The sequence below is a fragment of the Bradyrhizobium sp. HKCCYLR20261 genome (genome assembly GCF_051168435.1).
Taxonomy (GTDB): Bacteria; Pseudomonadota; Alphaproteobacteria; order Rhizobiales; family Xanthobacteraceae; genus Bradyrhizobium.
On the sequence record NZ_JBNPUZ010000001.1, the window covers coordinates 494,590 to 513,421 of the forward strand.

The following is an 18,832-nucleotide window of genomic DNA, read 5'->3' on the forward strand; positions in this document are numbered from 1 at the left end:
TCTTCTTTCTTTTTTTCGGAAATCATGTTTATCTCTGCCCATCCCGTCCCACACGAGGGACAGTTCGCGGCCGTCACGGACGTCGGGTGCGGGATGCGGTGGGCGCTTTGGGCTGCGGCGTGAGCAATCATGTCGACGGACAGTCCCGGGGCGCACGGCCAAGCCGTGGGGTCCTGGCATCCCGATGCTGATGCCACGTCTGCGAAGCGCCAACGCGCTGCGTGGGCAACGGTGACCAGAAAGCCCGGCGCACCGGGGAGACCACGGAGCAACCGTCAATCCATCGCGCAGGGAAGGCCGGATGTCCGGCTCGTACCTGTGGTGACTGCCGCCTGCATTTTTTTCTGCAGGCGGGCCATGGGTGCAGCCTGCACCCGGCCTTCCCTGCGCCTCTCGTGATCGAGGGGCGAGCAAAAGCAAAGCTCGGACGCGATCTGGCGCCGCGAGGATGGGTTCGCATGAGTTATGATTTCGATGAGCGACCATCCCCGTGAGTGCGCCGCCGCATCCCCACCCACAGCCGTCATCGCCCGGCTTGACCGGGCGATCCAGTATTCCAGAGTCGGCAGTGAGGCCCACGAGAGGTCGCGGCGTACTGGATCACCCGCTTTCGCGGGTGATGACAGCGGAGATAATGGCGACAGTTCCGGCGTGGCGGCGGACCCGGGATGACAGCCGTGGAGGCGGCGGCAGGATCGCATGCGGCAGGCGCGGGTTGTTCCGGAAGCGCCCAGACCGACCCCGCCGCGCCCCTCCCCCGACCAACGGCGATACCCCCCTCCCCCCTTCCTTGGCCCCCGCTTTGGCGTTAAATGCACTGCACACGCCGCCCGTCGCAGGCGGCCATTTCAGCATGCCAGAACACGCGCAACGTCGCTTTGACCCGAGAGAAACGTCTCATCATGACCCGTATCGACGCCCATGGACTGAAGATCGCCCCGGTTCTGTTCGACTTCATCGCCAAGGAGGCGGCCCCCAAGACGGGAATTGATCCGGACGCGTTCTGGGCCGGGCTGGCCGCGCTCCTGCGCGATCTCGGCCCCAAAAACCGCGAGCTGCTCAAAGTCCGCGACGCGCTGCAGGACAAGATCGACGCCTGGCACCTCGCCAACAAGGGCAAGGCGTTCGACCTCGGCGCCTACACGGCGTTCCTGAAGGAGATCGGCTACCTCCTGCCCGAGCCCGCGACCCACAAGGTCGAGACCGCCAATGTCGACGAAGAGATCGGCAAGATCTGCGGCCCGCAGCTGGTGGTGCCGCTGACCAATGCCCGCTATGCGCTGAACGCCGCCAATGCGCGCTGGGGCTCGCTGTACGACGCCTTCTACGGCACCGACGCCATCCCGCATGATCCGAGCGAGGGCGGCCGCGGCTACAACAAGGCCAGGGGCGACAAGGTGATCGCCAAGGCGAAGGCGTTCCTCGACGCCGCCGCGCCGCTCGCCACCGGCAGCCACACCGACGTCACCGCCTACAGCGTCATCGCCGGCCAGCTCGCAGCGAAGCTGAAGAGCGGCAATGCCACCGCGCTGAAGAATGCCGACCAGTTCGCCGGCTACCAGGGCTCGGCCGACGCACCGAGGGTGATCCTGCTCGCCAACAACGGCCTGCACATCGAGGTCGTGATCGACCGCAGCCACGTCATCGGCAAGGACGATGCGGCCGGCGTCTCCGACATGATCCTCGAGGCCGCGGTCTCGACCATCCTCGACATGGAGGACTCGGTCGCCGCCGTCGACGCCGAGGACAAGGTTCTGGTCTATCGCAACACGCTCGGCCTGATGAACGGCACGCTGTCGGCCGATTTCGAGAAGAGTGGCAAGACGCTGACCCGCGCCTTGAACAGCGACCGCAGCTACACGACGCCGTCCGGCGGCACGCTCACTTTGCACGGCCGCAGCCTGCTGCTGATCCGCAACTGCGGACACCACATGTTCACCGACGCCGTGCTCGGCGCCGACGGCGAGGAGATTCCGGAAGGCATCCTCGATGCCGCCGTCACCGGCCTGCTGGCGATCCACGACCTCAAGGGCAACTCCAAGGTCAAGAACAGCCGCACCGGCTCAATCTACATCGTCAAGCCGAAGATGCACGGCCCGGACGAGGTCGCGCTGACGGTCGAGTTGTTCGCGCGCGTCGAGAAGCTGCTCGGCCTGCCCGAGAATTCCATGAAGGTCGGCATCATGGACGAGGAGCGCCGCACCACGGTCAACCTCAAGGCCTGCATCCAGCAGGCGTCCAAGCGCATCGTCTTCATCAACACCGGCTTCCTCGACCGCACCGGCGACGAGATCCACACCTCGATGGAAGCGGGTCCGATGATCCGCAAGAACGAGATGAAGGCGCAGCCCTGGATAAAGGCCTACGAAGACTGGAACGTCGACATGGGCCTGATCGACGGCCTGCCCGGCCATGCGCAGATCGGCAAGGGCATGTGGGCCGCGCCGGACAAGATGGCGGACATGCTGGCGCAGAAGATCGGCCACCCGCAGGCGGGCGCCACCACGGCCTGGGTGCCCTCGCCGACCGCAGCGACCTTGCATGCCCTGCACTATCACCAAGTCAACGTGAAGGCTCGCCAGGACGAGCTCACGAAGGGCGGGCCGCGCGCCAAGCTCGGCGACATCCTCACCATCCCCGTGTCGAACTCCAACTGGGCGCCGGATGACGTCCGCCAGGAGATCGACAACAACTGCCAGGGCATTCTCGGCTATGTCGTGCGCTGGATCGACCAGGGCGTCGGCTGCTCCAAGGTGCCCGACATCCACGATGTCGGCCTGATGGAAGACCGCGCGACCTTGCGCATCTCCAGCCAGCATCTCGCCAACTGGCTGCATCACGGCGTGGTCAGCAAGGACCAGGTCATGGACTCGCTGAAGCGCATGGCCGTCGTCGTCGACAAGCAGAACGCCGGCGATCCGCTGTATCAGCCGATGGCGCCGTCATTCGATGGCGTCGCGTTCAAGGCGGCGTGCGATCTCGTGTTCGAAGGCCGGACCCAGCCGAACGGCTACACCGAATACATCCTGACCGCGCGGCGGCGCGAGGCCAAGGCAGGCGAGAAGGCAAAGGCCTGACAACGAAAAGCCCCGGCGATCGGCCGGGGCTTTTTTTGTTCCAATGACGGTATCATGATCCGGATCATATCACCGCGATGTACCTCAGCAGCGAGATCACGCCGAGAACGATGACCACGACGCGGCAGATCTGCTTGGCCCGGCCGTCGAGCGGCAACAGGTTGATTAGATAGAGAATGAGGATGACGACGAGAAAGGTGACGAGAGCACTGACGAGCATGAAGGGCCCCTGACAAGTGGTGGACGCGCTGGCGCTGGGGACCCAACCCGCTCGGAGGCGCGAGGTTCCGTGTCCGGAACCTCTGACCGCGCATTCAACCCCCGTAGTTTCACGGACCGAACAGTCATGCGGATCTTTACCGCTTTACGATCAGATGCGGTGAATCGGAGCTGAACATGCTGAACCGCCTGACTATTTCGTCGCTGCTGAAGACCGTGATCGTGATGGCCGCGCTCGCCGTGATCGTGGTGTTCTCACTGAATGCATGGGCGTCCTGGAACAGGCTGCAAGCGGCTCAGCGGATTGCGCGCGTCGTTGATCTCTCCGCCGTGATGTTCAAGGCCATGAACAGCATGCGCAGCGACCGCTCGACCACGATCCGCGTCTTGAACGCGGATCAGGCCATGGATGCCGATACCGAGAAGTTTCTCCGCGCGGGCCGGGAGATCTATGTGCCGGCCCTGAGCCATGGCCTGGAGCTGCTGCAGGGCATGAGCTTCACCGGGGCGCCGAGCCTCGCTTCCGAGCTCGAGCGCCTCAACAAGACGCTGACCAACCAGCATTCCGAATTCTGGACCGAGATCGTCAAGCCGAAGCCGGCACGCCGCGCCGGCCTGGCCAAGGAGTATGGCGAGACGTTCGACGCTCTGCTGATCCTGCTCGACAAGACCGCGACGAGTGCCGCGGCCAGCGTCAATCACCAGAGCGCGACCGTCGATCAGTTGCTGATCATCAAGCAGATGGCCTGGCTGATGCGCAACACCGCCGGCGAGGCGTCGTTGATCGTCAGCAACGGCCTGACGGCCGGCAAAGTGTCGCTGGAGTCAATGCTGGCCTACAACAAGCTCGTCGGCGGCATCGATGCAGGCTGGAAGGCCGTTCAGCTCGCGGCCTCAGGCATGGAGCTGTCGCCCGCGCTGTCCGCGGCGATGACGAATACCGAGAAGGCCTACTTCACCGCCGAATACACCGGATTGCGCGAACGCCTGCTGGGAGCACTGCAGAAGGGCGAGAAGCCTGAGATGACGCCCTATCAGTGGAGTCCGTTCTCGGTCGGCAAGATGAGCAGCGCGGTCACGCTCGCCGAGGCGGCGCTCGAGGCGGCGCGAGAATATTCCGGCGCGCAACATGGCGCCGCGATGGAGGCGCTGATCCTGCAGCTCACGATACTGCTGGTGTCCATCATCGCGGGCGGCGCAGCGATTGCCGCCGTCAACCGCCGCGTGATCCGGCCGCTGCGCCGGATGCGCGATGCGATGCTCGCAGTCGCCGGCGGAGATCTCAGCGTCGATACCGGGTACACCGAGCGGCAGGACGAGATCGGCGCACTGGCGAATGCATTGGAGACGTTCAAGCAGCAGGCTCAGGACAAGCTCGCGATCGAGGCCCAGGAGCGTGAGCGCAATGCCGCCACTGCCGCGCGCCAGCGCACGATCGAGAGCTATGTCGCCGAGTTCGAGGGGCTCGTGCGCGGGTCCTTGGAACAGCTCGGGCGGGCCTCGACCGACATGCAGGCGACGTCGGCGGGGCTGACCAACGTCTCGCGGCAGACGAATGCCCGCGCCGAGGTGGCCGAGAAGGCTTCGAACGATGCGTCGATGAGCGTGCAGACCGTCGCCTCGGCGGCCGAGGAACTGAACGCCTCGATCGCCGACATCAGTAAGCAAGCCTCGCATGCCGCGGGAATCGCCAGCCGCGCCGTCGAACAGGCGCGCATGACCGACGGCACGGTGCAGGGACTGTCGCAATCCGCGACCAGGATCGGCGAGGTCGTCGGGCTCATCAACAACATCGCCTCGCAGACCAACCTGCTGGCGCTGAATGCAACCATCGAAGCTGCCCGGGCCGGCGAGGCCGGCAAGGGGTTTGCCGTCGTCGCCTCCGAAGTGAAGACGCTCGCCAGCCAGACCGCCAAGGCAACCGACGAAATTTCCGAGCAGATCGCCGACATCCAGCGCGTCGCGAACGACGCGATCGATGCCATCCAGCGCATCGGCGGCATCATCGGCGAGGTCAACGAGGTCGCCACCGCGATTGCCGCCGCCGTGCAGCAGCAAGGCTCGGCGACGCAGGAGATTTCGCGCAGCACGCAGTTCGCGGCCGACGGCACCAGGAACGTCTCCGACAATATCGCCGGCGTGAAGTCGGACGCCGACGCTGCGGCCGCCGCGGCCGAGAACGTGCGCCACGCCTCGGAGACGCTGGAGCACCAGAGCAGCAGCCTGGGCCATCAGGTCACGGATTTTCTCCGCAAGATTCGCGCGGCTTGAGGAGACCATCGGGATGACGATCCTGCAGACGAACACGCGAAACGCCCTAGAGACTCGAGGATTCCATGCTTAGTCGCTTCACCGTCGCCGCGGTTCTCAAAACGGTGATCATATTTTCTGCCCTGATCGTCATCGGCACCTTCGCCTGGAATTCCTGGGAATCATGGCGGCGGCTGCAGGTCACCGGCAACATCGTCAAGGTCACGGAGGCTTCCGCGTTCCTGTTCACCGCGATGACCAATCTGCGCAGCGACCGATCGACCACGCCGCGCGCGATCAATGCCGACCAGGCGATGGAGCCGGCGGCCGAGAAATATGTGCGCTCGCTGCGCGACACCGAAATGCCTGCGCTGGCGCGCGCCCGCGAACTGCTGCCGGCGATCGAATTCGCACAGAGCCAGTCGCTCATTCCGGAGCTCGAACGGCTCGAAAAGGCCCTCCTGGCCTATCAGACCGAATTCTGGAGCGAGGTCGCCAAGCCGAAATCCTCCCGCCGGCTGGCGCTGGCCGACAACTACGTGCAAACGGTCACCACGCTGCTGACCACGCTCGACAAGATCAGCACGGCGCTGGTCACGAGCGTCAATCACCAGGACGCCGCCATCGATCAGCTGCTCTCGATCAAGCAGTTTGCCTGGCTGTTGCGCAGCGTCGCGGGCGAGGCATCGTCGATCGTCGGCAATGCGATCAACAGCGGAAGCATCTCGCCGGAGAACCAGCTCGCTTACCGGAAGCTCATGGGGGGCGCCGAGGCGAGCTGGACCGCGTTGCAGCTCTCGACGACCGGCATGGAGCTGCCGCCGGCCCTCTCGACGGCCCTTCAGGCCGCGCAGACCGCCTATTTCGAGCCGCAATATGTCGGGCTCGCTGACCGGCTCGTTGCAGCCGTCGCCAAGGGTGAGAAGCCGGAGATCACCACCACGCAATGGAGCCCCTTGGCGGTCGGCCGCATGGCCACCGCGATCACGGTCGCGGAAGCCGCCCTCGATGCGGCCAGACAGCAGGCCAGCACTCAGAATGCCGCAGCTCTGCGCTCGCTGCTGCTGCAATCTTCGCTGCTGATCCTGGCCATGATCGCCGCGGCTGCCGCCGACATGGCCATCAGCCGGCACGTGATCATTCCTCTCCACACCATGCGCGACGCGATGCTGAAGGTGGCGTCCGGCGATCTCGCCGTCAACACCGGCTATACGCAGCGGCAGGACGAGATCGGCGCCTTGGCCCACGCGCTCGAAACCTTCAAGCAGCAGGCTCAGGACAAGCTTGCGATCGAGGCCCAGGAGCGCGAGCGCAATGCCGCCACCGCCACGCGCCAGCGGACGATCGAAGCCCATGTCGCCGCTTTCGAAGGGCAGGTGCGCCAATCCCTGGAGCAGCTCGGCCGCGCCTCGACCGACATGCAGGCGACGTCGGCCGGCCTGACCAACGTCTCCCGGCAGACCAACGACCGCGCCGAGGTCGCCGAAAAGGCCTCGAGCGATGCCTCGATGAGCGTGCAGACGGTGGCGTCGGCCGCCGAGGAGCTGAACGCCTCGATCGCCGATATCAGCAAGCAGGCCTCGCATGCCGCCGGCATTGCCAGCCGCGCCGTCGACCAGGCCCGCATGACCGACGGCACCGTTCAGGGCCTGTCGCAGTCGGCCAACCGGATCGGCGAGGTCGTCGGCCTGATCAACAGCATCGCCTCGCAGACCAATCTCCTGGCGCTGAACGCGACCATCGAGGCTGCGCGCGCCGGCGAGGCCGGCAAGGGCTTCGCCGTCGTCGCCTCGGAGGTCAAGACCCTGGCAAGCCAGACGGCGAAGGCGACCGACGAGATTTCCGAGCAGATCGCCGACATCCAGCGCGTCGCCAATGACGCGATCGATGCGATCCAGCGCATCGGCGGCATCATCGGAGAGGTAAACGAGGTCGCCACCGCCATCGCCGCCGCCGTGCAGGAGCAAGGCGCGGCGACGCAGGAGATTTCGCGCAGCACGCAGTTCGCCGCAGACGGCACCAGGAACGTCTCCGACAACATCGCCGGCGTGAAGTCGGACGCCGACGCTGCGGCGGCGGCGGCGGACAATGTGCGGCGCGCCTCGGAGACCCTCGAACACCAGAGCAGGAGCCTCGGCCATCAGGTCACGGACTTCCTCGGCAAGATCCGCACGGCCTGACGGCTACGCGGGCTCAGTCCGACGCCATCACCGGCGCGCGCTCGTACTTCGCGCGCAGCGCGGCCGGCGCTGGCGAGAAGTTCAGCTCGGCGCGCTTGCCGGAGCCGGTGCGATTGGCGACCTTGAGGCCATCGTCGCTGGCGACGACGTCGCCCTTGCGCAGAGTCGGGTCGTTGTCGATCGACACCTTGGCGAGGCCGAAATGGTCCTTGCCGTTGCAGGTGCAGCCGTCGACGATCTCGGTGCGGTACTTGAAGGCGTTGGGCAGGGCCGAATACGACTTGCCGCCGTCGGTCTCGGCATTGTCGATCGCGCTGCCATAGACCACCTCGGTCTTGGACGCCGGGCAGAAGCTGTTGCACGCCGCCTCCTTGCTCTGGTCGCCGGTGGCGCCGAGCGGGAAGTAGCGGCCGTCGCAGGTGCGGACGCACCAGGCGACGCTGCTGCTGCCGCCGCTGCGATAGGTGACATCGCCGCGCGGCGCCGGACGCTGTACGGGCGCCTCGTCGGCGAACGGCATCCGAATGTAGGGCTGCGGCCGCGGCGGCGCGTTGAAGCCGCCGAACAGCTGCGAGAAGAAGTCCTGCGCGCCCGCGCTGGTGGGACCGGCCAATGCGCCTGCGCCGGCCAGGGTTGCGACCGCGATGGCAGCGAAGATCCGTCGATGGGTCATGATCGCGGTCCTCGCTTAGTTGATGCTGGCAACAGGCAAAGACATCGCCTGCCGTCCCGAGGACAACGACGTCACGCGGGGCGCGCCGGTGCGGGCCTGGAGCGAGCCGTTCTTCGGCAGCACCACGACCTTGGTGCCGACCTGGACGCGGCTGAACAGATCCGAGACGTCCTCATTGGTGAGGCGGATGCAGCCCGACGACACGAATTTCCCGATCGTGGTCGGATCATTGGTGCCGTGGATGCGATACTCGCTGGAGCCGAGATACATCGCGCGCGCCCCCAGCGGGTTGCCGGGGCCGCCCGCCATGAACCGCGGCAAATAGGGCTGGCGGGCGATCATCTGCGCCGGCGGATGCCAATCCGGCCACTCCGCCTTGCGCGTCACCGTCTGCACGCCCGACCAGGTGAAGCCCTCGCGGCCGACCCCGACGCCATAGCGCAGCGCACGGCCGCCGCCGAGCACGTAGTAGAGATAGGTGTTGCCGGTATCGATGATGATGGTGCCCGGCGCCTCGCGGGTATCGAGATTGACGACCGTGCGACGCAGGCGGTCCGGCAGCTGGCTGTCCTCGTCCTGCGTCACTGCCGCCGCGTCAGTATCATCCGGCGGGAATGCCTGCTGCTCGACCGGCGCGTAGCCAAGGCTCTGGGCATGCGAAGCCGAACCGGGCAGGAGCACGAGCGCAGCCGCGCCGAGCACGAGCGTTGCAGTCCTGCGCAGGCTGAACCGGCTGCCGGAAGAGATCTGTGTCATGGAATGCCCCTGTCAGACGAGCATCGCCGTGCGATGCGTGATTGCCTCCTCAAACGTCACATAGGTCGCCGTAGTTCCCCCGGCGATGTGGTCGACCTGCGTCAGTCAAGCGCAATGATGCTCACGTTCTCGCGAGGGAACCGGCCGCGGGACCAGCTGTTATCCATTTCAATTCAGAACATGACATTGCGAGCTTTGCGCTCCATTCGCCGGGGAAACCATGGTGCGTGTCCTTCCCACCGAGCGACTCCTGGCGAGCGGGCACGAGGCCGCAGCCGTCACGGAAAGCAGCCAGGAAGTACCTCCGGTCATCAAGCGTGCCGAGGTCGTCGCGATCGCACTGGTCATTCTGGCGGCGATCTGCGTAACGGGCGTACTCTATGTCGCCAAGGCGTTCTTTCTTCCCATCGTGATGGCCTTCGTCGTCGGCACGATGCTGTCGCCCGCAGCCAACTTTCTCGAGCGCCACCATATTCCCCGGAGTGTCGGCGCCGTGCTGATCGTCATCGCCGTGGCCGCGGGGCTGGCCTTCATCATCGGCCTGATCTCGGCGCCGGTGCTGGACTGGACGAACCGGCTTCCCGAACTTGCGACGCAGATGAAGGCGAAGCTGCACGTGTTCGATCGGCCGCTCGCGCTGTGGCACGAGATGCAGGCGGCGATCGGGGGCGGAAGCACGGCGGCGCCGGCCAGCCTGGAGCTTCCAAAGTTTGACTGGGTGCAGCCGACGATCGAATTTCTCTCCCCGACCTTCACCGAATTCCTGCTGTTCTTCGCAACGCTGGTGCTGTTCATCGCAAGCTGGCGCGATCTGCGGCGGACGCTGATCATGACCTTCGGCGATCACGAGGCGCGGCTGCGGACCTTGCGTATCCTCAATGAGCTCGAGCTGCACCTCGGCAACTACCTGCTGACCGTCACCTTCATCAACACCGGCGTCGGCATCGCCACCGGCCTAGCCTGCGCGCTGGCAGGAATGCCGAACCCGGCCGGCCTCGGAGCACTGGCCGCAACGCTGAACTTCATCCCGATCATCGGACCGATCGCGATGTTCGTGGTGCTCGTCGTGGTCGGCGCCATCGCTTTCCCGACTCTGGGCGCCGGCATGGTCGGCCCTCTGATCTTCGCCGTCATCACCTTCATGGAAGGGCACTTCGTCACCCCGACCATCATCGGCCGGCGGCTCGCGCTCAATGCTCTCGCCGTGTTCATCGCGCTGGCGTTCTGGACGTGGCTGTGGGGCCCGATGGGCGCCTTCCTGGCGTCGCCGCTGCTGATTGTCGGGATCATCATGAAAGAGCACCTGCTGCCTGACAATTCGCCGCAACTGCCGTCTGACTAATTGGTTTCAAGGCAGGAACTTCGGCCGGCACGCGGCGTTTCTGCAGCTGACACATATGAGCCTGGCCCCGGGAGCTTTCCATGCCACCGCCCGATGGTGAAATCAGCCTGAAAGATCTCACCGACAAAGCGAACTATGACCGCTTGCAGAAGGATGTTCACGCCGTGAAGAACGATATAGCAGCCCTCACCGAACAGATCACCGATGCCTTGAACGCCTTTGCCGGACAGGCCGGCAAGCAAGCCCGGAGCGGCTATCGTCAGGCCCGCGAAAACGTGGATCAGACCTTCGACGATATGTCCGAGCGTGGCAGTGCCATGTTCGGCGCAGCGCAGGACGCGGCAAACTCGCTCGAAGAGCGGCTGGAGGACGTGATCGCGCAGCGGCCGCTCGCAACTGTCGGCCTCGCGCTGGGCCTCGGATTCCTGATTGGCGCGGCCTGGCGTCGCTAGCTCAGTGAAGCGCGGCGAAGCAACGACCCGTCTTTCGGCGCCGGCATCGGCGCCGATTCAGTTTAGGGCCACAGGAATGAGCGAACACGGAGATTGATGACATGCTTCAGCGCCTGATCGCGGACGTCCAGGAATCGACCGGACATGCCGTTCGGCTGACGTCGCTGGCCATGGCCACAGCGGCGGGATTGTTCGTCACCACGAGCTTTCTATGTGCAGCCGCCTTCGTCGCCGTTTTCCAGCGTTACGGGCTGGTCGCCGCGTGCCTCACGGGAGCAGCCATCTTCTTCGTGGTCACCTTGATCGCAGCGATCAGCTACATGGTGCGCAAACGTGCCATCAACAGGCACGCCTCGCGCACGGCCGACACGGCGCGCTCAGCCGCCCAGTCCGTCCTAGCTGACCCGATGCTGCTCGCCAGCGGGCTGCAGATCGTCCGAATGATCGGCGTCAAGCGGCTGGTCCCAATTCTGGCCGTAGGCGGCCTCGCGCTTGGAATCTTCGTCAGCCGGCAAGCAGGAGAGAACCAATCACCGGCCGAGTGACATTCCACGGATCGTCCAAAACGATCCGGACTCACAGGCCGCTCGGCGACAGTCTCGCGCTGGCGGAGAGCGTGATCAAGTCAAGCAGCGGCCGGGCTGAAGTCGCTTGGCAATTTCGGTCAGGACGGACACCGACGGCTCACACGCGACTGGATGCTTCGTCGCCTGCTGCCGGCCGTCCGTAGTGATCAGCTGCGATCCCTGGGGCACCGAAGGAGCGACGCTCGCAGCAGGCGGGGCTACGGGAAGGCGCATCAGGAACGTTGTGTCGGCGAAGGCGGCGAGCTTGATCGATACGGTCTGCGTCGGCGCAGCTTCCGCAGCCGTCGCAGCCCGGTCGGACTTTGCGCTCCGATTGACGTGACTTGACGTCGCGACGACGCTCCTGTCGCTGGCGGAGACCCTGGCCGCGGCGTCGGTCGCCAGAGAGGCGAGATCGTGCCCCGACGCAAGTTGCATGGCGCCAACGAGCATAACCGAGGCGGCCAGCGAACTCAGAACGACAACTTTCGCGGTCTGCGACATATCTCTGCTCCCCTCGCCGTCAGGCGATCGGCATACCAACGTGGGTCGCAGGAGCTGGGTTCGCGGACGGGCAAATCACTTAACCGTGTGTCAACACTTCCGTGATCCTCGACAGCTGATCGAAAAAATCTGTATCGCGGTGGGAACGACTTTCGGGGTGGCGCGTCATCTCGGCAGCCGGTTATTCCCCCTGCCCCATTGACCGGCGACGCGGGGCACCGCCGTGGTGATGCCGGCGGTGCCCCGCATCTTTTTGATCTCCCCGTTTGCCCCGCTCTTTGCTGCCAACGGCCCTTGGCGGTATGGATTGACCGAGGATTTCGCGGCGGTAGCCGGCACGGGGGCTGGGATGCGATCAGGTTGGCTGCCTTGGGCGTCGGCTCGCGTGGCATTGGCGCTTGCGCTCCTGGGACCGGCAGAGGCGTTCGGCGGCACCAGGGACGAGTGGGTCAGAGATCTCGTCTTGCAGCTGAAAATGCATCGCCGCGTCCCTCCGGAGGCAAAGGACAAGGGCGGCAAGGCCAAGGTCGTATTCGAGATCGACCGAGACGGACGCTTGCGGTTTGCAGCCTTGCTCGAAAGCACGGGCGAGCCGGCGCTGGACCAGGAGGCGCTGGCCATGGTCGAACGCTCACAGCCGTTCGCCCCTCCACCGCGCGAATGGCCCGATGAGGAGCTGAGATTCACTTTGCCCGTCGTGTTTGTGCCGCTGCGGCCCTCCGGCGTCCTGTCTGACGAAATCGCCGCAAACGATAAAGCCCTCAAGGCGAAGCTCAACACCATCTGCCGGGGCTGCTGAGCAAGACCTACACAACGGTCACGGCGCGCCCTTGCGTGGCGCGCCGTGGGTTGGGACCAAGCTCGCTTCGCGTCAGGCCGCCGGCTTCGGCATCCGATTGCGCGAGTTGCGCTGGAAGAACAGCGCCTGGCTCGCCACCGCCGACACCATCGCCGGCTGGAACGGCTTGGAGATCAGGAACGCCGGCTCCGGCCGCTCGCCGGTCAGGAAGCGCTCGGGATAGGCGGTGATGAACACCACGGGAACCTCGAATGTCCGCAGCAGTTCGTTGACGGCATCGAGACCGGAAGAGCCGTCAGCGAGCTGAATGTCGGCCAGGATGAGGCCGGGCTTCTTGTTCTTCGCAAGCGCGACAGCATCCGCATGCGTGCGCGCCACACCGATGACGTTGTGGCCGAGATTCTTGACGAGGCTCTCGAGATCCATCGCGATGAAGGTCTCGTCCTCGATGATCAGCACGTCGGTCGCAATCTCAGCCGCGAGCTCGCGACCGGCCGCATCGGCGAGACGGCGGGTCTCCGCCACGTCGATATCCAGGATGAACGACACCTCCTCCTCCGGGAAACCTTCGAGGGAGAGCAGGAGGAAGGCTTGCCGCGGCAAGGGAGTAATGTTGGAGAGGCGCCGCTCGGGCGGCATCGGCAAGGTCGCGACCTCGGCATCGTCGTTGAGCGCGACCGAATTCCAGATCTGGGTAAACAGCCTGAAAAGACCGGCGCGCGCGCCATACCGCTCGTCCAGCAGCGCCGGATCCTGGATCAGAGCCTCCAGCATGGCGCCGACATAGGCGTCCCCGGACCCCTGGCTACCGGTGAGAGCACGTGCATACCGGCGCAACAGCGGCAAATGTTCAGCAACTAGCTGTGATCGGCTCATCCCCACTCCATTTGGTATTCCGGGCGGTCGGCCCGAGTTCCATGATGTGCTGATTACGCCCGACATTAAGAAAAGTTCCCCAAACGCGTGGAACTTTTCGCGGCCCGTTGCATTAGTTCCCGACAGACCCTCTCGGTGGCGAGAATAATTCTTGAAGCTTCAGGGACTTAACTCTCGGGGAAACGTGGAAAAGGTCATGAAAGATGTAAAGTCTCAAGCCAGCAAGAATGCGGCACCGCGCAAGCCCGGCGGACTCAACGCAGAGATCCAGTCGAGGATCGGTCATCAACTCCGCGCGATGTACGACGATGTCGTCCGCCAGGGGGTGCCTGATCGGTTTGCGGATTTGGTTCGCAAGCTTGATGGACCGGCAGCAAAGTCCCACGTGGAGAACGGCGGGGGATCCACCGACCAGAACGACGGGAGGGAGTGAATGCCTCTCACTGATTCCTTGAGGGACGATATCCTCGCGGCCGTCCCCAGCCTCCGCGCATTTGCGATTTCCTTGAGCGGTAATAGCGATCGCGCTGACGACCTGGTGCAGGAAACCCTGCTTCGGGCGCTGGCCAACATCGACTCGTTTCAACCCGGTTCCAATCTGCCGGCTTGGCTGTTCACCATTTTGCGCAACCTGTTCCGCTCCGACTATCGCAAACGCCGGCGCGAGGTTGAAGATGCCGAGGGCAACTACGCCAAGACGCTCAAGACGCATCCCTCGCAAGGCGCGCATCTCGAGTTCGAGGAGTTCCGTGCCGCCCTGGAGAAGCTTCCGCAGGACCAGCGCGAAGCCTTGATCCTGGTCGGTGCATCCGGCTTCTCCTACGAGGATGCCGCCGCGATCTGCGGCTGCGCCGTCGGCACGATCAAGAGCCGCGTCAACCGGGCGCGCTCGAAACTCGCGGCTCTGCTCTACGTCGAGGGAGCCGAGGATTTCGGTCCGGACGAAACCGTGCGGGCCGTGATCGGTGGCAGCGGCGGCTGACGCCGCTCGCAGCCCGACAGAACGGTTAAAGAGGCGGCCCCGTTTCCGGGAGCCGCCTCTTTGCATTGATGGCGAGACTTGTCAGTCCGACTATTTGGGCGGACGTACTGGCGCCGAGAATTGTTCGGTACGGTCGCGCTCCGTCATGTCGATGACGGTCTCCATCGGAGCGGTCAGCTCATACACGTAGCTCGCTTCGGTGAAGAAGCGCTTCGACGTTCCGCCAAGGGCTTCAGGCGCCACGCGATCGAGCAGGATCAATCCGAAATCGCTGTCCGGACGTCGCGTCGCTTCACTGGTGTTCAGCTCTTCCCAGCGGAAGTTGAAGACGGCGTTCGGCTCCTCGCCCGTCACCTCCCATTTCGCCGTGATGTGCGGGTGCTTGCCGACCAGCGACAAGCCTTCGTCGGAGTGCGAAGCGAGCTCGAAGAACAACAGAGAGAGGCTCTGGGCGGCGCGGGCGCTCACGGTGATATCCGGCCCGCTGACCGCGATGCGCTCGGCATGTGGGATCGCGCGCGCTTCGAACAGGCCGCGCAGCTGAACGCCCTGCCACTGGCTTTCGCTGAGCAATGTCACCACGTTCGACATCGCGTGGATCCGCCCGATCAGTAGCTCGCGCGCGACGTCGATGTCGCTGCCATGGCGCAGCGTGCGCGTCACGATGGATTGGATCACCGCCAGGATGTTCTTGACCCGATGATTCAGCTCGTCGATGACCGCCGTCAACCGGCGCTCGAAGCCGATCCGCACCTGGATTTCTCGGCTCAGCCGCAGATTGTTGTACGCGACGTAGCCGAACAGGCCGCAGATGATGCCGGTCAATGCAAGCCCGATCACGCCGACGATCGCCGCGGTCTGTTGCGCGCGCCGGACTGCGTTGCTCTTGGCGTAGTAGACCAGCGACCAATCGTGATTGCCGAACGCCACGGTGCGGGTGGAGGACGGCGCTGGATCGTCCATTCCGCGCGTTCTCATCGTGACGGCGCCCTGATCGTTAGCGACCAGTTCGTCGGACGCGTTGCGAGGGTCCTTCAACGCGACCGAGAACAATGAGAGATCATCGTTGGTGAGCAGCAGCGGCCCGATCTCGTAGGAAAATGTCACGAAGCCTGCCGGGCTGGTGGCTCCCTGCGGGACGACCGGGGCGGCCAGCACGATGCCCATGGGACCATCGCTCCGCAACAACGGGGTGGGATCCGAGGCGATCGGCTTGCCCTCCGCCATCGCCCGCGCCAGCATCGGCCCGACGATGGGCTGGCGGTCGAGCGCCCGGCCGGGAAGTCTGCTCGTTTCCGCGTTGCGCGGCTCCAGGTCCATCAGCACGTCGACCGGCTGGTCGACATTCGGCGCCAACGGCGTGTCGTCGTAGCTGCGAATGGTCGGGTTCGGGAAGCCCGCCTGCCGCAGCTCGGCCTGAGCGACCGGAAATTCGTTGGGGCGGAGGCGCGCGATCCAGGATGCAACCACGAAATCGGTCTTGAAGGCGTAGATCGACGAGCGCAGCGGCTCCAGCATGTTGGCCTTGATCACGGACGGCGCCCGAAACAGCCCGGAGGCCACCCGCGCCAGCAGCTCGCGCTCCGTCAGGCGGTCCTGGACCAGGCTGGCGTGAACGTCGATGGCGCGCGCGAGCGCGATCCGGTCGATGGCCAATTCCTGATCATGAACGCGATACGCGGCCAAGCCGGACAGCGCCGTCCCGACCAACGCAATCACGGCAATGATGATACCCAGCCGGAGCACTCGTCTACTCTGAGGTCGAGGGTTGGCGAAGGAGACCAGTCATCCAATAACCTGACCTGCAACTCAAGACGCACCTCGGGCGAGCGGACGTGATCGGAGCGATCGCGAAAGCAATCCCAGGGTACCGGCCGTCCACCAGCCGCCTGGGCGCCTTCGGGTAAGGCGCACCCCGGGGTGGAAGCAACAGCCGGCCTCGAAAGTTGTTCCGGTCGGGTACGGCTTTTTTGCGTCTGCCGGCCCTCCCCCATGAGCAGCAACGCCGCAGCAAGTCGGCAGGATCACCCCGTCAGGCGGACGGCTGGAGCCCGCCCTTGGCCTCGATGAAGCCGATGATCCGGTCGAGCCCCTGGCTCTTCTTCAGGTTGGTCATGACGAACGGGCGCTCCCCCCGCATGCGCTTGGCATCCGTCTCCATCTTCTCCAGCGAGGCCCCGACATGGGGTGCGAGGTCGATCTTGTTGATGACCAGCAGGTCGGAGCGGGTGATGCCCGGGCCGCCCTTGGAGGGGATCTTGTCGCCGGCCGCGACGTCGATGACGTAGATCGTGATGTCGGCGAGCTCCGGCGAGAAGGTCGCGGCGAGATTATCGCCGCCGGATTCGATCAGCACCAGATCAAGGCCCGGGAACTTGGCCCGCATATCGGCCACCGCGGCCAGGTTCATCGAGGCGTCCTCGCGGATCGCCGTGTGCGGACAGCCGCCGGTCTCGACGCCTGCGATGCGATCCGGCGTCAGCGAGCCCGAGCGAACCAGAAACTCGGCATCCCACTTGGTGTAGATGTCGTTGGTGATCGCTGCGATGTCGTAACGCTCCCGCATCGATTTGCAGAGCAGGTCCATCAATGCGGTCTTGCCGGATCCGACGGGACCGCCGACTCCGACGCGGAGCGGACCGTGAGACGATGCCATGTCAATTGTCCTTCTGCCGTCCCCGCGCGAGCGAGGATCGATAACACCAAAAAATCGTGGATGTCGCCCGCTGCGACCCGATCGTTCGCGCGGCCGGCGCGATGGCGCCCATCGGCTGCACCGGTGTCGACAAATACGAACGGCTCACGAGCGGAACAACCTCGTATATTGCGTCTCGTGGCGCAGGCTGGCGAGGTCGGCGCGGAAGGTGGCGCTGCCGAGATCATCGAGCGACGCCACCAGCGCACGGTCCGCGGTCGCCGCGACCACCGGCTCGAGCGCAGCCAGCACGCGCTGGCTGTCGGTCTGCCCCAACGGAACGAGCCGGCTGCCGGCGGAAATCCAGTTCGAGGTCACAGCGTGCAGAAACCCGTGCAGCAAGGGCATCAGTGGCACATCGTGCAAGGCGCCAACAAGCCCGACGGCAACGGGATAAACCACCGTCTCACAACGTGCGACCGCATCGTCGAGATCCGGGCTGCTCCATGCCGAGCGGGCGATCTCGATGAAGGCCCGTCCCTGCGACGCCGTCTCGAGTTGACGCTCGCGTGACGGTACGAAGGCGGCGGCGAGTTCGGCAATCTCGCCGAGCACCTCCATGTTTCCCTGCTCCACCGCGCGATGCGTGTGTGCGAGAAACACGGCGTCACAGAAGCCGCCGCCATGGGTGAGCATGGTCGACAGCCAGTCGCGAAACGACGCGGCATCGGCGATGTCGCCGGCCTCGACAGCCCATTCGATGCCGCTGGAATAGGAGAAGCCGCCGATCGGAAACGCCGGCGACAGCCAGGTCAGCAGGCGATAAAGCGCGGCCGAATCCAGCTCGCGCATCTCCGTCAAGGCGCTCGCCTGCTCACTTGTGGTCATGAGCATGGGAATGCCCGTGATGATGATCGTGACCGCAATGCTCATCATGGACATGATGGTCATCATGGTGATGCGCATGGCCGTGATCATGGCCATGATGCCCATGATCATGCGCCCCGTGATCGTGATGATGACCGTGCCCGTGATGGTCGTGATCATCATGGGCATGAGCATGGCTGGGCTCGGCATAAGCGCCGCCCTCGGGATCGAACGGCGCCTCGATCTCGATGACGCGCGCGCCGAGGCCCTTCACCATCGCCTCGATCACATGGTCGCGGCGGATGCGCAGGCTCTTGGCCATGAGCTGGGTCGGCAGATGCCGGTTGCCGAGATGCCAGGCGAGCCTCACCAGATGCTGCGGATCGCTGGCGCGGATCTCGAGCAGTGGCTCGGCCGCCGCAACGACCTCGATCAGCCGGCCATCCTCGAGCACGAGCGCATCGCCACCGCGCAGCGCGGTGGCGTGCTCGAGGTCGAGCAGGAATTCGAGCCCGCGCGTGCCGGTCATCGCCATGCGGCGGCGGTGGCGATCGTCGAAATCGAGCAGGACGGAATCGGCGGCCGCCTCTTTCCAACGATGCTGCCCGAGCACGCGGGTGGCGCGGATCATACTGACATCCTCATTCTCTCTTT

At 65.0% G+C, this 18,832-nt stretch carries 18 protein-coding genes; 9 read left to right on the forward strand and 9 right to left on the reverse strand.

Annotated elements, in window-relative coordinates; translation table 11 throughout:
* The first annotated feature begins 902 nt into the window (after positions 1-902).
* Entirely contained in the window at positions 903-3,077 is a 2,175-nt protein-coding gene (locus tag ACQR1L_RS02295) for a malate synthase G (protein ID WP_434856294.1), read from the forward strand.
* Positions 3,078-3,141: 64 nt separating this feature from the next.
* On the opposite strand, the gene ACQR1L_RS02300 is transcribed toward ACQR1L_RS02295, so the two are convergent.
* Positions 3,142-3,297, reverse strand: coding sequence for a Thivi_2564 family membrane protein (locus ACQR1L_RS02300; RefSeq protein ID WP_434856295.1), 156 nt, complete (start codon positions 3,295-3,297; stop codon positions 3,142-3,144).
* A gap of 176 nt (positions 3,298-3,473) precedes the next feature.
* Here ACQR1L_RS02300 and ACQR1L_RS02305 point away from each other — a divergent pair, with 176 nt between their 5' ends.
* Positions 3,474-5,567: a methyl-accepting chemotaxis protein gene (locus ACQR1L_RS02305; RefSeq protein ID WP_434856296.1), complete on the forward strand. Its 2,094-nt coding sequence runs from the start codon at positions 3,474-3,476 to the stop codon at positions 5,565-5,567.
* Between the two features lie 65 nt (positions 5,568-5,632).
* Entirely contained in the window at positions 5,633-7,726 is a 2,094-nt protein-coding gene (locus ACQR1L_RS02310) for a methyl-accepting chemotaxis protein (protein WP_434856297.1), read from the forward strand.
* A 13-nt stretch (positions 7,727-7,739) separates the two neighbouring features.
* On the opposite strand, the gene ACQR1L_RS02315 is transcribed toward ACQR1L_RS02310, so the two are convergent.
* Complete coding sequence (locus ACQR1L_RS02315) at positions 7,740-8,399, reverse strand: DUF2865 domain-containing protein (protein WP_434856298.1); 660 nt, start codon at positions 8,397-8,399, stop codon at positions 7,740-7,742.
* Positions 8,400-8,414: 15 nt separating this feature from the next.
* Positions 8,415-9,155 (reverse strand): L,D-transpeptidase, encoded by a 741-nt coding sequence (locus tag ACQR1L_RS02320; RefSeq protein WP_434856299.1) that lies wholly within the window; start codon positions 9,153-9,155, stop codon positions 8,415-8,417.
* 223 nt (positions 9,156-9,378) lie between these two features.
* On the opposite strand from ACQR1L_RS02320, the gene ACQR1L_RS02325 reads away from it, so the two are divergent.
* The 3 genes from ACQR1L_RS02325 to ACQR1L_RS02335 all read left to right on the forward strand — a co-directional run bounded on the left by ACQR1L_RS02325 (position 9,379) and on the right by ACQR1L_RS02335 (position 11,494).
* Complete coding sequence (locus ACQR1L_RS02325; protein WP_434856300.1) at positions 9,379-10,497, forward strand: AI-2E family transporter; 1,119 nt, start codon at positions 9,379-9,381, stop codon at positions 10,495-10,497.
* Positions 10,498-10,577: 80 nt separating this feature from the next.
* Positions 10,578-10,949 (forward strand): DUF883 family protein, encoded by a 372-nt coding sequence (locus ACQR1L_RS02330; RefSeq protein WP_434856301.1) that lies wholly within the window; start codon positions 10,578-10,580, stop codon positions 10,947-10,949.
* 101 nt (positions 10,950-11,050) lie between these two features.
* Positions 11,051-11,494 carry a hypothetical protein gene (locus tag ACQR1L_RS02335; protein WP_434856302.1) on the forward strand — a complete coding sequence of 148 codons (444 nt, stop codon included), beginning with the start codon at positions 11,051-11,053 and terminating at the stop codon, positions 11,492-11,494.
* Between the two features lie 75 nt (positions 11,495-11,569).
* Here ACQR1L_RS02335 and ACQR1L_RS02340 read toward each other — a convergent pair whose 3' ends face one another.
* A complete protein-coding gene (locus ACQR1L_RS02340) occupies positions 11,570-12,019 on the reverse strand; it encodes a hypothetical protein (RefSeq protein ID WP_434856303.1) in 450 nt (149 codons plus the stop codon).
* 307 nt (positions 12,020-12,326) lie between these two features.
* On the opposite strand from ACQR1L_RS02340, the gene ACQR1L_RS02345 reads away from it, so the two are divergent.
* Positions 12,327-12,818, forward strand: coding sequence for an energy transducer TonB family protein (locus tag ACQR1L_RS02345; RefSeq protein ID WP_434856304.1), 492 nt, complete (start codon positions 12,327-12,329; stop codon positions 12,816-12,818).
* 72 nt (positions 12,819-12,890) lie between these two features.
* Here ACQR1L_RS02345 and ACQR1L_RS02350 read toward each other — a convergent pair whose 3' ends face one another.
* The gene (locus ACQR1L_RS02350) at positions 12,891-13,694 is read right to left on the reverse strand and encodes a response regulator (RefSeq protein ID WP_434856305.1); all 804 of its coding nucleotides are present in this window, start codon (positions 13,692-13,694) and stop codon (positions 12,891-12,893) included.
* A 196-nt stretch (positions 13,695-13,890) separates the two neighbouring features.
* Here ACQR1L_RS02350 and ACQR1L_RS02355 point away from each other — a divergent pair, with 196 nt between their 5' ends.
* A complete protein-coding gene (locus ACQR1L_RS02355; protein ID WP_434856306.1) occupies positions 13,891-14,127 on the forward strand; it encodes a NepR family anti-sigma factor in 237 nt (78 codons plus the stop codon).
* A complete protein-coding gene (locus tag ACQR1L_RS02360) occupies positions 14,128-14,676 on the forward strand; it encodes a sigma-70 family RNA polymerase sigma factor (RefSeq protein ID WP_006612137.1) in 549 nt (182 codons plus the stop codon).
* Positions 14,677-14,766: 90 nt separating this feature from the next.
* On the opposite strand, the gene ACQR1L_RS02365 is transcribed toward ACQR1L_RS02360, so the two are convergent.
* From ACQR1L_RS02365 to ureE, 4 genes are all read right to left on the reverse strand, one after another.
* Positions 14,767-16,422 carry a CHASE domain-containing protein gene (locus ACQR1L_RS02365; RefSeq protein ID WP_434856307.1) on the reverse strand — a complete coding sequence of 552 codons (1,656 nt, stop codon included), beginning with the start codon at positions 16,420-16,422 and terminating at the stop codon, positions 14,767-14,769.
* Positions 16,423-16,708: 286 nt separating this feature from the next.
* Positions 16,709-17,332, reverse strand: a complete 624-nt coding sequence (ureG, locus tag ACQR1L_RS02370; protein WP_434856308.1) for an urease accessory protein UreG — start codon at positions 17,330-17,332, stop codon at positions 16,709-16,711.
* Between the two features lie 144 nt (positions 17,333-17,476).
* A complete protein-coding gene (locus ACQR1L_RS02375; protein ID WP_434856561.1) occupies positions 17,477-18,199 on the reverse strand; it encodes an urease accessory protein UreF in 723 nt (240 codons plus the stop codon).
* Complete coding sequence (ureE, locus tag ACQR1L_RS02380; protein ID WP_434856309.1) at positions 18,186-18,809, reverse strand: urease accessory protein UreE; 624 nt, start codon at positions 18,807-18,809, stop codon at positions 18,186-18,188. Before ureE ends, ACQR1L_RS02375 begins: the two co-directional genes overlap by 14 nt.
* Positions 18,810-18,832: the final 23 nt, after the last annotated feature.

Excerpts from the sequence above, each read along its gene's own strand:
- ACQR1L_RS02350 (WP_434856305.1), bottom strand. The coding sequence starts at position 13,694 with ATGAGCCGATCACAGCTAGTTGCTGAACATTTGCCGCTGTTGCGCCGG.
- ACQR1L_RS02355 (WP_434856306.1), top strand. The coding sequence starts at position 13,891 with ATGAAAGATGTAAAGTCTCAAGCCAGCAAGAATGCGGCACCGCGCAAG.
- ACQR1L_RS02320 (WP_434856299.1), bottom strand. The coding sequence starts at position 9,155 with ATGACACAGATCTCTTCCGGCAGCCGGTTCAGCCTGCGCAGGACTGCA.
- ACQR1L_RS02295 (WP_434856294.1), top strand. The coding sequence starts at position 903 with ATGACCCGTATCGACGCCCATGGACTGAAGATCGCCCCGGTTCTGTTC.
- ACQR1L_RS02375 (WP_434856561.1), bottom strand. The coding sequence starts at position 18,199 with ATGACCACAAGTGAGCAGGCGAGCGCCTTGACGGAGATGCGCGAGCTG.
- ACQR1L_RS02335 (WP_434856302.1), top strand. The coding sequence starts at position 11,051 with ATGCTTCAGCGCCTGATCGCGGACGTCCAGGAATCGACCGGACATGCC.
- ACQR1L_RS02310 (WP_434856297.1), top strand. The coding sequence starts at position 5,633 with ATGCTTAGTCGCTTCACCGTCGCCGCGGTTCTCAAAACGGTGATCATA.
- ACQR1L_RS02340 (WP_434856303.1), bottom strand. The coding sequence starts at position 12,019 with ATGTCGCAGACCGCGAAAGTTGTCGTTCTGAGTTCGCTGGCCGCCTCG.
- ACQR1L_RS02300 (WP_434856295.1), bottom strand. The coding sequence starts at position 3,297 with ATGCTCGTCAGTGCTCTCGTCACCTTTCTCGTCGTCATCCTCATTCTC.
- ureG (WP_434856308.1), bottom strand. The coding sequence starts at position 17,332 with ATGGCATCGTCTCACGGTCCGCTCCGCGTCGGAGTCGGCGGTCCCGTC.
- ACQR1L_RS02360 (WP_006612137.1), top strand. The coding sequence starts at position 14,128 with ATGCCTCTCACTGATTCCTTGAGGGACGATATCCTCGCGGCCGTCCCC.
- ACQR1L_RS02315 (WP_434856298.1), bottom strand. The coding sequence starts at position 8,399 with ATGACCCATCGACGGATCTTCGCTGCCATCGCGGTCGCAACCCTGGCC.
- ACQR1L_RS02330 (WP_434856301.1), top strand. The coding sequence starts at position 10,578 with ATGCCACCGCCCGATGGTGAAATCAGCCTGAAAGATCTCACCGACAAA.
- ureE (WP_434856309.1), bottom strand. The coding sequence starts at position 18,809 with ATGATCCGCGCCACCCGCGTGCTCGGGCAGCATCGTTGGAAAGAGGCG.
- ACQR1L_RS02305 (WP_434856296.1), top strand. The coding sequence starts at position 3,474 with ATGCTGAACCGCCTGACTATTTCGTCGCTGCTGAAGACCGTGATCGTG.